The 12,604-nt window shown below is 43.0% G+C and carries 6 protein-coding genes; 4 read left to right on the plus strand and 2 right to left on the minus strand.

The window, feature by feature from the left end; all coding sequences use genetic code 11:
* The first annotated feature begins 449 nt into the window (after nt 1–449).
* On the plus strand, nt 450–2,009 hold the full coding sequence (locus F6J99_RS32080) for a CHAT domain-containing protein (RefSeq protein ID WP_293119068.1): 1,560 nt from the start codon (nt 450–452) through the stop codon (nt 2,007–2,009).
* On the opposite strand, the gene F6J99_RS32085 is transcribed toward F6J99_RS32080, so the two are convergent.
* Together F6J99_RS32085 and F6J99_RS32090 are read right to left on the minus strand one after the other, a co-directional pair.
* Nucleotides 2,006–2,410, minus strand: a complete 405-nt coding sequence (locus F6J99_RS32085) for a hypothetical protein (protein WP_293119070.1) — start codon at nt 2,408–2,410, stop codon at nt 2,006–2,008. The two genes, F6J99_RS32080 and F6J99_RS32085, sit on opposite strands and share 4 nt — an antisense overlap.
* 845 nt (nt 2,411–3,255) lie before the next feature.
* Nucleotides 3,256–3,549, minus strand: a complete 294-nt coding sequence (locus tag F6J99_RS32090) for a hypothetical protein (RefSeq protein WP_293119072.1) — start codon at nt 3,547–3,549, stop codon at nt 3,256–3,258.
* A gap of 355 nt (nt 3,550–3,904) precedes the next feature.
* Between F6J99_RS32090 and F6J99_RS32095 the strand changes: the two genes are divergently transcribed.
* From F6J99_RS32095 to F6J99_RS32105, 3 genes are all read left to right on the plus strand, one after another.
* Entirely contained in the window at nt 3,905–6,400 is a 2,496-nt protein-coding gene (locus F6J99_RS32095) for a cellulose biosynthesis cyclic di-GMP-binding regulatory protein BcsB (protein ID WP_293119074.1), read from the plus strand.
* The gene (bcsA, locus tag F6J99_RS32100; protein ID WP_293119076.1) at nt 6,400–8,988 is read left to right on the plus strand and encodes a UDP-forming cellulose synthase catalytic subunit; all 2,589 of its coding nucleotides are present in this window, start codon (nt 6,400–6,402) and stop codon (nt 8,986–8,988) included. Before F6J99_RS32095 ends, bcsA begins: the two co-directional genes overlap by 1 nt.
* 510 nt (nt 8,989–9,498) lie before the next feature.
* A partial coding sequence (locus F6J99_RS32105) for an NB-ARC domain-containing protein (protein ID WP_293119078.1) occupies nt 9,499–12,604 on the plus strand: 3,106 nt, incomplete at its 3' end.

Below are 12,604 nucleotides of genomic sequence, written 5' to 3' on the forward strand. Positions count from 1 at the left end.
TGCGTTCCCACTGGTCCGAGACGCAAAGCATAGCGGCGCGTCATGATAGCACGGCTCCTGATTGACTCAACTCTCTACATTTATCGATTCTAAACTAGATTGATTCCTATTTGATGACACGCCCTAGCTGTGAGACCCATAACTTCTGGAAATCCTTAGATTATTTTCTCCATTGACTCCATCGTTTAATACGCCCCTTCGAGTAGAAACCAGTCCTGAACCCGGGTCTGGGGAAGGCTCTTACCCCTTCCACTTCTAATATGCGCCTTTCATCGGTCGCCCATCTGTCTAAATTGTATCGACATAAGAGTGAAGCGGTACGGGAAAACCGCTACCGCGTAACATCCTTGTAGAATCCCCCGTGTTTTAACCGGGGGAGATGTCAAATCAATATAGAACAGAACGATAAAGCCATCGAAACAGTCGAACGCAGCAAAGCCCGGGACCTAGTGCAACTGCTCACCAACCGCGACCTTTATCCTAAAGGTAACGTTCCCCAAGAGATAATCACCGAGTTAGATCGACTGCGTCGAAACATTCCATCATTGGAAAAACAGTTACAATTAGTTTTTGATAAACTATCAGGAAATAGGGATGACAAACAACAACAGCAACGACAATCTTTAGAAGATTCTCGGAAACAACTACGGCAAGAATTACAGCAGTCGCGACAGCAGTTAGATCAGGTGCTCAAAGAAATCAATGATAACTATGACTCCAGTTTCAGTCTAACTCAAACCGTGGAAACTATTCCGTTTAGGGATATTCAGAGCCTGATTGATCAAGGCACTGCTATGATTGAGTGGTATGTTACCAGGGATAAAATTCTTACCTTTATTGTCACCAGTCACAGTCAGCAGCCCATAGTTGTCTCATCCTCTCCTGAAAACCTGAAAACCTTGGAAAAGTGGGATAAAGACTATACCAATGCCTACCGCGAACAAAAAAATCAATGGATAACCGATCTATCCTCTCGTCTAGCCGATCTCGCTACAATATTAGATATTGATAACATTATTTCTGAGATTGATCGAGTATTTGAGAACTTTGGGGGTAAATGCGATCGCTTAATTCTAGTGCCCCATCGTTTCCTGCATCTGTTTCCACTCCATGCTTTACCGTTATCAAAGGATAATTTACTTATCGACCGCTTTGAAAGAGGAGTAAGTTATGCTCCTAGTAGCCAGTTACTAAAACTAACAAAAGAACAACATCGCCCTAATTTCAATCATCTATTTGCTATCCAAAACCCAACTAGATCTGAAGCAAAACCCTTGCCTGGCTCGAAACTAGAAGTTGATAAAATCCGACAATACTTTGACCCAAACCACAGTATAGTTCTTGCTGAAGCAGACGCAACAGAAGCCAAACTAAATCAAAATCTCAAGCAACTCCGCTCTGCTCACTGTGTCCACTTTTCTTGTCATGGCAAGTTCGAGCCTAAATCTCCCCTAGAATCAGCCCTACTTCTAGCAGATGCAGACCTAACCTTGTATAAAATTTTTAAATTTGACCTCAATCAATGTCGTCTTGTCGGCTTTTCTGCCTGTGAAACTGGGATGACCCTTTCCAGTAACAAAGAAAAAAGTAACAAAGACGAAGATACTGGCTTACCTAGTGGTTTAGATGAGTATATTGGTTTGCCTAGCGGTTTTCTCTATGCAGGGAGCCCTAGCGTTGTCAGCACTCTCTGGACAGTCGATCCTCTAGCCACTGCTTTATTAGTGATCAAATTCTACAAAAACCTGAAACGACTGCCAACATTAGAAGATGGGGATGTTTCAACCGCCTTAGTTAACGCCCAATTCTGGTTACGAACACTGCACAGTAAAACCTTAGCAAGAATCCAAAAAAGTCAACAGTTTAAGGGTTTGATAGCTCAAATATTTGAAAACAATAAGCGCAATCGTCGCAAATTCAATGACTTACTATATGCTGCCATTAACCGCCAACCCTATCCTTTTGCTAACCCCTATTATTGGGCCGCTTCCGTCGCCACAGGCACTTAGGGGTTAGGATTGTAAGATTGGCAGAATTTTTCCATGCCTTCTTTCTCAATATAGATAGCAACTGGAGTAGCAATTAGTCCGGCTACGACCGGTGGAAATAGGAGTAATTCAGCCAAAAACTCAGCTATATGTGGTATTAGTGCAGGCAAGTATTTTTCTCTCAAATTTTGATATTGTGGCTGACAGATGAAATCACGACATTTCCGAAGTATCTCAGTAAACCAACGCAAGTCAGCATTATCTTCTACCCCTTCAATCCCATTCCGAGTGGCTAGGGATTCAGCAGCATCAGCTAAATCACCATCCCACTCTTCGATTACGTCAAGAGCTTCTAGCGCTTCTGGATTATTGGCCAGTTCGGAACGTAAGCTTGAAATCTCTTCTGATGTAAGTGTAGTCATCAAGTTAGTAGAGTAAACTTGCTGAATTTGACAACACTTTTCAGTTTACAACAATTGTTATCAACAATAGCATTTTTTATGCTATTTTTAGCGTTTATCATAGCTATGAGGTACAAATTATTTTTTCCCTCTTGCCTGTTGCCTGTTGCCTGTTGCCTCTTACCTACTCCCTACTCCCTACTCCCTATTCCCTTTGCTATATAAGGTACCTTAAATTTTGTTAAACCTACTCGACACTGCCTGCTTTCTTGAAACTCTCTCAGGGCATCCGTGAAATAAATTGTACTAACAGGGGGGCGCTAAACAACAGAGCGATATCAATAACGGTGATAGTGGCGAAGCGAATCTGTTGACTACTCATAATTACTTATTTCCTCATTTATCAAGGTAGCTTAAATTTTTTTAACCCTACTCGACACTGCCTGCTTTCTTGAAACTCTCTCAGGGCATCCGTGAAATAAATTGTACCAACAGGGGGGCGCTAAATAACAGAGCGATATCAATAACGGTGATAGTAGCGAAGCGAATTTGTTTACTACTCATAATTACCTATTTCCTCATTTATCAAGGTACATTAAATTTTGTTAACCCTGGTCTCTTGGCAAAGCTTGGCCAACGGCCTTAGCTCCCTTGAAACACCTTCAGGGCATCCGAGAAATAAATTGTACTAACAGGGGGGCGCTAAACAACAGAGCGATATCAATAACGGTGATAGTAGCGAAGCGAATTTGTTGAGTAGTCATAATTACTTATTTCCTCCAGCTGTTATCTAAAACTTCTTTAAAGTTGATGTGAATATACTACAGTCCAAAATAATTCCAGTTCACGGACTTAGCTCACCCACCTTAGTGATTTTCCAGACCGATTGGTGTGATCTGGATCACAATAGCAAAGGGAGTAGGGAGTAGGGAGTAGGGAGTAGGGAGCGGTGCGACCCGTGATGGCGAGCAATCCCTTGACCGTAGGTCACGCGGGGCGCGTTCGCCATCACGGAAAGCCCACGCCCTGGGAACAGAAATTCTCGCATTTGTATTTGAGTTGTAAACAAATCCCTGAGGCAAGATGCAAGAGGTAAGAGGCAAGATGCAAGATGCAAGAGCTATATAGAGATTTTTGGGAATTGAAAAAACTCTAATCACTGTTTACAATTCATTTGGAAACCCGATACCAATCCAGGTATTTTCCTTAATGCATATAAAATAAAATTTGTCAAGCAAATTTACTGAACTTTTATTCTAGGCAAAATGTCCTAGAAGCCTGTGGTAAATTTAACTCAAAGACTGCGGAAGCTTGCCAATCGAAAAGATTGGCATAGGGAGGATTCCGTTCCCCGATTCTCATCAGTCAAGGGTGTATCTGAGGGTGTATCTGATTTTTATTCAACCGCTGGTAATACAACTAGCTTGCTCCGGATTAGGTAGCGCTAGCCCTGTATCAAGAGGTAAACATCCCATGCGGCAAATTAATTTGTAATCAGAGTTAAAACTTCTGCTGATGACACCCTTTTTTCGCAAGGCTTTTGCCCATCTACCCAAAAAAACTCCTAGGTCACAGCCATCAGATGGTCACCAAGGCGCTAATCAAGCCTCTACTTCCAGGAGGTTCGATGCTAAACCAGATCATCGTCGGCCTTCGTTCCCAAGATATTCTTTAGTCCTACTATTATTCCTCAGCTGTAGTATTTCCATTGGGTTAACTACAACGTTAGTGTCTGCCCAAAGTGATGGTAGTAGCACCGATTCCAACAAAACCCTACGGGAGAGTACCATCGAGGAACTCAAGGAAAAATCTCAACCTACCTTTGCTCTACCTTCCCCACCAACTAAAGCTCCTGAGATCGATGCTCCTCCTGCGGGTAAGTACATCCTAGAATTCAATCGCAGCCCAGTAGTAGGGTCTCGTCTTAGTTTAAGAGGGATCTATGACGAGGCACGGCTAGGGTTTACTCGTCCCCGAGATTGGCAACTGAAATCTGTCAAAGCCTTGATTCGCTTTCGCCATTCTCCAGCGCTCTATGCCACTCGCTCTAATCTTACCGTTCTAATTAATGGTGTTAGCGTTGGCAGTATTCCTCTCAACCGCCAGGAGGGGGAAATTGGGAATGTGCTCTTTAATATTCCGATCGACCAACTCCGTAACTACAACCAAATCACAATTGCGGCGCTACAGAATAACTCTCCTACCTGTACTCAAGACCCCTATGATCCTTCCCTATGGACAGAAATTCTGCCGGATTCAAAAATAGTCTTTGATTTTGAACCCCAACCGATTGCTCTAGACTTCAATCGCTATCCTTACCCAATCTTTGATGACCTTAGTCTAGAACCAAATCAAATTACTTATTTGTTGCCCAAGAAGATTGATGATAATTGGTTAACTAGCACTGCTCGTTTCCAAGCTTCCTTAGGTAGGCTAGCGGATTATCGTCGCCTGAAGACCTCCTTAGTGAAATCGGTTAAAGAGGCAAGTGGAGCGGGGATTAATCGCTTTTCTGGTAATCGATTGGTAATCATAGGCACACCAGAACAACAGCCAGAACTCAAATCCCTGAAATTGCCCCTTCCTGTAGGAAACAATAAGATTCTCGATGCTAAGGACAAAGCCTTACCACCGGATGTCGGGGTCTTAATGTTAACCACCACTCCTGGCAATGAAGCCGCAGTATTGGTAGCAACGGGTAATGGGCCAGAAGGAGTGGCGAAAGCAGTACAGTTTTTAGTGCAATCCCAAGACCGTCAAATTGCTACCAGTCAAGTGATCTTAGTCGAAAAGCTAGAGGAAGTGCCAACCCCTGCACCCCGTGATTGGCCAGACTATTTACCTCTAGAACCCACATTCAAGCTCAGCGACCTCAAAACTCCCTACAATCAACCGATTGAGGATATCACAGTCAGGGGTTCTGATTCCCCACCCATTACGATTGACTTCCGGGCATTGCCCGATGATCAGTTTGAGGGGGATAACTATATGAACCTAATTTATAGCTACAGCCCCCAAATTAATCCCAAAACCTCAGTAGTGGAAGTCAAGCTAGATGGCATTGCCCTGATCGGCAAAAAGCTAACCTCCATCGATGGTGGCACTAGAGAGTCCCTGAGGGTTGCCCTGCCTACTGACAAAATCAACCCCTATTCTAAAATCGAGGTGGATTTTCGTCTTGATGCTCGGGAACGCCGCTCCTGTAGCAAAGTAACTGACCAACAGCTTTGGGGTACATTGCACAGTGATACAAATTTTGAACTCCAGCGCACCAGTGTTGCCAAAGTACCAGATTTGGGGTTGCTGAAAACTGGTTTCCCCTTTGCTGCTCCTCAGGATTTATCCAATACCGTTATTGTGCTACCAAAAGACCCCTCAACCAGTGTACTGATGACATTACTAAAGTTCACTAACAGACTGGGACGGTTAAGCAAAGCAGAATCAATCCAGCTATCAGTTTACACCAAAGACTCTTTACCGACTGAGGAACGCAGTGACCATCATCTGGTCGGAATTGGTACTCAAAATAAATTTCCGTTTCCCGAAATTTTCTCCTCTGGTGACTTTAAATTAAAAGATTTCTTGACACGGCAGCGCAGTGATAGTCAGATTCAAACCTGGTCTGATCATGATGGGGTGATCAAAGAAATTATCTCGCCATGGAATAAAGAACGGGTGCTGCTTGCTCTAATTGCTCAAACCGAAAAAGGTTTAGATAAAGTCCAAGATTTCTTAAGCCAAGACCCACTATTCTCTCAAATCAAGGGAGACACGGTACTAATTAGTGCTAACTCGGAAAATCCCGATATTTATGACCAAAATTCTTATAATATGGATTTTATCCAGCAAGAGCGAAAGCGTCAAATGGAAAAACCTGAGTTGACTCAGCAAATTTTTAACTTCATAATAAGAAGTTGGTTGATGTTAGCTCCAGCTATTATAGCTGCTACCCTGATTAGTTACGGGGTTATTCAGTTTTATCTACAAAAAATGGCTAGGGATAGAAATTAATGACTATTCCATTTTTAAAGATTAGGTCAAAACCGGGTCAAAGAGGCTTGGTGACGACACCCCAACAGCGAGAGAAACTAACAGTCTGGGTAGTGGAAGACTTACCCTATATATTTGGCGAGATTTTACAGTGGCTAAGTCGCCGTCAATTGCTGTTGCTAATTGTATCTTTACTATTACTATTCATTCCTCTAATTACTGCTCGCCCACCAATTTGGCAACAAGGGTTGCTTGGTTTAATTTTGTTACTGGTGGGACGGGTGATTATTCAGATGGAGGAAGATAAACCCAATCGTAAAACCAGTGAATATCTCCACTTATTGTTGGTTTTACTTAGCGTTTTCACTACCCTACGCTATTTTTATTACCGCACTCGATATACCCTTAATTTTGAAGGGTGGCTGAATATCGTTTTTTGCTTGCTGTTGTATGGAGCAGAATTTTATGCGATCGCCACCTTATTTCTGGCGTACTTTCAAACCTTAAAAATCAAAGAACGTCAAGCGGTTAGTTTAGAAAATATTCCCCAAGAGGAGTGGTTTAGCGTTGATATTTACATTCCTACCTATAACGAAGATATCGAAATTGTCCGCAAAACAACCTTAGCGGCTGTAGCCATTGACTATCCGGCTGATAAAAAATCGGTTTATGTTCTTGATGATGGCAGAAAGTATCCAGAGCGTAGGGAAAAGTTGCGCCAAATGTGTGAGGATATAGGCTGCGAACTCCTAACTCGGGATAACAATGATCATGCTAAAGCTGGCAATATCAATACGGCTTTTCACAATACCAAAGGAGATTTAGTCCTTATTCTGGATTGTGACCACATTCCCGCTAAAAGCTTATTGAAGGAAACTGTTGGCTTCTTTTTTAACCCTAAGGTTTCCTTTGTCCAAACACCCCACTGGTTTTATAACCCAGACCCCTTTGAGCGTAATCTGCTCACAGAAGGCAGAATACCTGTGGGTAATGAACTGTTTTATAAGGTGCTGCAAAAGGGCAATGATTTCTGGAATGCAGCTTTCTTTTGTGGGTCTGCGGCGGTGATTCGGAAAACCCACGTCATGGAAATCGGAGGTATTGCTACCGAAACAGTTACCGAAGACTGCCATACTGCCTTCCGTCTGCACTCAAAGGGTTACGAGTCGGTCTATTACGACAAGATTATGGTGGCAGGTTTAGCGCCAGAGAAATTTTCGGCCTATATCGGTCAACAGGTACGTTGGGCTAGGGGAATGGCTCAGATTCTGCGCCTGGAAAATCCCTTGTTCAACCGGAAGGTGAATTTGAGCCTGGCGCAACGGTTGTGCTACATGAGTGCCACAGCCCACTTTTTCTTCGGCTTCCCGCGATTGATGTATGCGATCGCACCCACTCTATTCTTATTATTTGGCATCAATTCGGTTAAGGGTCTCGGTTTTGAAACCTTGTGCTATGCTCTGCCTCACGTTATCTTATCGATGCAGACCAACCACATTCCCTACAAGCACGTCCGTTTTTCCTTCTGGAACGAGATTTTTGAATTTGCCCTGTCATTCCAGGCGGGAATTGTTACCCTCTTAGCTCTGATTAATCCTAAGTTAGGGTCTTTCAATGTTACAGATAAAGGGATGAATGTTACCAAGCGCAGCTTTGATTTTGATTCGGTAAAGTACCTGGTGTTAGTGGCTGCACTGGCTACTGCTGCCTTGTTTACTGTACCCCTGTGGCTATGGTTAAGACCAGAGGATAGCCAAGCGGTGATTGTTAATGTGTTTTGGTCTATCTTTAACTTAATCCTGCTGATTGCTGCTTGTCTAGTTGCTTTCGAGCAACCCCAACTCCGTCGATCCCACCGGATGCCAAGGAAGTTAACGGCTGTGATTCATACTCCACACCACCGTTGGATCGGTAAAACCGTTAATATTAGTGAAAGTGGCGTCCAAATTCTGCTGAATACCCTACCCAACATCCCTGATGAAATTAGAGTGGAAATCGAAGGAGACTACGGACACAAGTGCTTGGTCCGAGGGCGGGTGGTGCGAGAAGTTGCTATGGGTGACCAGGTGAAGATATTTGTTAATTTTATTAATCTCACCCCTACTCAGCACGATGATCTGGTGTTAGTTATTTATTCTGATGTCAAGGAGTGGTATTCCCAGAGACGATCTCAGACCGACCATCCTCTACAATCCCTGAGGTTTATTGCTACGAGTCTCAGACGAGTTTTCCGTGAATTCCAACCAGCTCAAGAGACCAAGGTACGTCAAAAAGTTCAAGGGGCGGTGCAATTATATTGGGATTTTTGGAAAAACTATTCCGTTAGCGCGACAATCACGGAAATTGGGACTCATGATTTACGGTTGGAATTAGATGGCAGCCAGATTACCAATCTCGATATCATGCAGCAGACTAAACCCATGGTCAGTTTACTGGTAACTCAAGAATCGAATAACTTAAAAGATATTAGTTTTTTGGCTCAGGTGGAAACTATAGAGCAAGTTGATACCGGATCTGTTCATTCCATTGGGATCGAGTTAAGTTTTCCAGAATCAATGAAAGAGCAGCAAGCGATCAAAATTGAAAAGCTTCTCAATAGTTTAGATTGATTAAGCATTCAGCTGTCAGCTGTCAGCTTTCCGTAACAGAGATTAAACGAATGCTTACCTGTTTTCTTCAAAAGCTGTTCCCTTAGCTTGCCGATAGCTGATAGCTGATAGCTTACGCCTTAATTTAAAGTCTATTTAGTAAAATTATGGTAACATTGTAATATTGATTGGTCTGATTGAGATAACTAGACCGATTTTTTTTTACCCTAAATTGCTGTACTCTTTACTAAATCAGCTTTTTCGGCTATTGTCTCACTCTGTTAGCCGTAAAACCTAAAACCTACGACCTTAACTATTAGTAATTGACAATATGATCTTATAGCACAATAAACTATAATTAAAAAATTATAGCATTGATCATAGCTATGAGGTACACAGGATTTTTTCCGGTGATCCGCTGTTCCGGTGATCCGCTGTTCCCTGCTCTCTACTCCCTACTCCCTACTCCCTACTCCCTACTCCCGCGCAACCGATAATGAAAGTACCTCACCCAATTGACAACTGCTATCTATGAACCTTGAAGACGCTCTGGAATTCGCCAATGCCTTAGTGTTTGAAAAATCGGGGAATTATCTCACTGATTTACAGCAAGCCTTAATTGAGGCATCTTGGTCTTGGAAGCGTCAGAGTTATGATATTATTGCAGATACCTATGGCTATTCCCCGACTTACCTGAAACATGATGTCGGTCCGAAGCTGTGGAAACTTCTCTCAGAGGCTTTGGGGGAAAAAGTCAGTAAAAAGAACTTTCGCTCAGCGATCGAACGACGGTGGCGCAGTGAACAGGAAACTAGATCCTCGAACCAACAGCCAACTACACAAGAAACCACAACCCCAGTCGGGGACTCGAACGAGGAAACCGATGGGATTGGCTTAAGGCCACGCTACGGGAACGCAAAACCACGTCACGATTGGTCAGAAGCCGTTGATGTTCGTTTCTTTTATGGACGACAATCAGAACTAGCCCAGTTGCAGCAATGGATTCTGAGCGAACACTGTCGGCTAGTTGCCTTGTTAGGTATGGGCGGCATGGGCAAAACCTCCCTCTCCATCAAGCTTGCCCAACAACTCCAAAACCAGTTTGAGTTTGTTATTTGGCGCTCCCTACGTAATGCTCCTGACCTATCAGAGATTTTGACTCAGTTGCTGAGATTTCTATCCAATCAGCAAGAGATTGATTTACCAGATACCACAGACGATAAAATTTCCCGACTGCTGAATGATATACGCTCCCACCGCTGTTTGCTAGTTCTCGACAATATGGAAACAATTTTACAAGGGGGAGCTCAAAACAATGCTGCTGGACATTATCGAGCTGGATATGAAGAATACGGTAAACTGTTGAGACGCTGGGGGGAAACCTCCCATCAAAGCTGCTTAGTACTAACCTCTCGGGAGAAGCCTCAAGAAATTGGACTGCTAGAAGCAGAAGTGCTACCTGTTCGCTCCCTACAATTAAGTGGTTTAACAACTGCTGAAGGACAAGAGATTTTTAATATTGTCGGGTATTTTGAAGGTGAAGAAAAGGAATGGAATAAATTAATTAATGGTTATTCTGGTAATCCCTTAGCTCTAAAAATTGTAGCAACAACAATTCATAAATTATTTGCCGGTAATATTGCGGAATTTTTAAATCAAAATGCGATAATATTTGGCAATATTAAAAATCTTTTATATCAGCATTTTGCTCGATTAAGCGAGCCAGAACGAACAGTAATTTTTTGGCTCGCCATCAATCGAGAAGAAGCTTCATTTACTGACTTACGAGATGATATATTTCCCCCCGTACCACCCCAACAACTGATCGACACCCTGGAATCCTTGGAACAGCGATCGCTTGTGGAAAGAAAAGCGTCTTTGTTTTGCCTACAACCGGTGGTGATGGAATATGTAACTGAACGCTTGGTTGAGCAAATCTGTGAAGACGTTATTGCTGGTGTAACCGCCATTAATAACACTAATAACAACTGGGAAAATTCCCTATTTAGGACTCATGCTCTCCTCAAAGCTCAGACCAAAGATTATCTTAGAAATACTCAAATTCGCCTCATTATCAAACCCATTATAGAGCGTCTACAAATTGCTTTAACGGGTAAGGGTAACCTAGAAACCCATCTAAATCAGATTATCGACACGCTTCGAGGCAAACCTGCCTTAGCCATTGGCTACGCTGGTGGAAATATTATTAATCTCCTTTGTCAACAGCAAATCTGTTTAAAAGGCTATGATTTTTCAAGAGTTACAATTTGGCAAGCTTATCTACAAGGGGTGGATTTACAAGATGTCAATTTCGCTAACTCCGATTTATCCAAGTCAGTGTTTACTAAAACCTTAGGAGTCGTATTTGGGGTAGCGTTTAGTCCTGATGGTAAGCTTTTAGCTACTGGAGATGTGGAAGGTCAGTTGCGTTTATGGCAAGTGGAGAATGGTAAGCCAATTTTAATTTGCAAAGGTCATACTGGTTGGGTTTGGTCTGTTGTCTTTAGTCCTGATGGTAATACCCTAGCCAGTTGCAGTAGTGACAAAACTATTAAACTATGGAATGTCAGCACAGGTCAGTGTATTAAAACTTTAGAAGGCCATACCAGTTCCATTTGGTCAGTAGCATTCAGTAGGGATGGTAAAACCCTAGCCAGTGGTAGTGATGAATCAACCGTAAGGCTTTGGGATGTAAACACTGGTGAATGCCGTCAGGTATGTCACGGACACACCGGTCAAGTCCTGTCGGTGGCCTTTAGTGCAGATGGTAAAACCTTAGCCAGTGCTAGTGATGACCAAACAGTGAGACTTTGGGATTTTAGTACTGGTGAATGTCGCCAGATCTGTCATGGTCATACTAATCGGATTTGGTCAGTTAATTTTAGTCCCGATGGTGCGATGTTAGCCAGTGCTAGTGCTGACTTTACCATTAAATTGTGGGACCCATGCACAGGTGAATGTCTCAACACCTTAACTAACCATAGCGACAGAATACGGTCAGTGATGTTTAGTGCAGATGGGCAAACCCTAGTCAGTGGCAGTGATGACCAGACGGTGAGGCTGTGGAATGTCAGCACTGGTGAATGCCTGAACTACCTACAAGGACACACCAATTCTATATTTTCAGTGGCATTTAATCGGGATGGTCGAACCGTAGCTAGTGGCAGCAGTGACCAAACCGTACGTCTATGGAATAGCAACACAGGTAGATGTCTTAAAATTTTACAAGGATATACTAATTCTGTATTTTCAGCAGTATTCAGTCCCAATGGTGAACAATTAGCCAGTGCCAGTACTGACCACATGGTCAGGTTGTGGGATGTCAGTAATGATCACTGTTTAAAGAGACTGGAGGGACACACCGGTTGGGTGACTTCTGTGGCATTTCATCCCAATGGTGAAATTCTCGCTAGCAGCAGCGCTGACCAAACCATACACTTGTGGTCAGTAAGTACAGGTCAATGCCTGAAAGTATTGTGTGGTCACTCCTATTGGGTGCAATCGGTTAGCTTTAGTCCTCTTGGTGAGACTCTTGCCAGTAGTGGTGATGACAAAACCATCCGGTTATGGGAGGTCAATACTGGTCAATGTTTTAAGATATTACGGGGTCACACCAGTTGGATTTGGTCTGTTAAGA

The organism is Moorena sp. SIO4G3 (genome assembly GCF_010692305.1).
In the GTDB taxonomy this organism is placed as follows: domain Bacteria; phylum Cyanobacteriota; class Cyanobacteriia; order Cyanobacteriales; family Coleofasciculaceae; genus Moorena; species Moorena producens_A.

What these genes read in the sequence shown, in the direction of transcription:
- F6J99_RS32085 (WP_293119070.1), bottom strand. Translation starts at nt 2,410, where the DNA reads ATGACTACACTTACATCAGAAGAGATTTCAAGCTTACGTTCCGAACTG.
- F6J99_RS32095 (WP_293119074.1), top strand. Translation starts at nt 3,905, where the DNA reads ATGACACCCTTTTTTCGCAAGGCTTTTGCCCATCTACCCAAAAAAACT.
- bcsA (WP_293119076.1), top strand. Translation starts at nt 6,400, where the DNA reads ATGACTATTCCATTTTTAAAGATTAGGTCAAAACCGGGTCAAAGAGGC.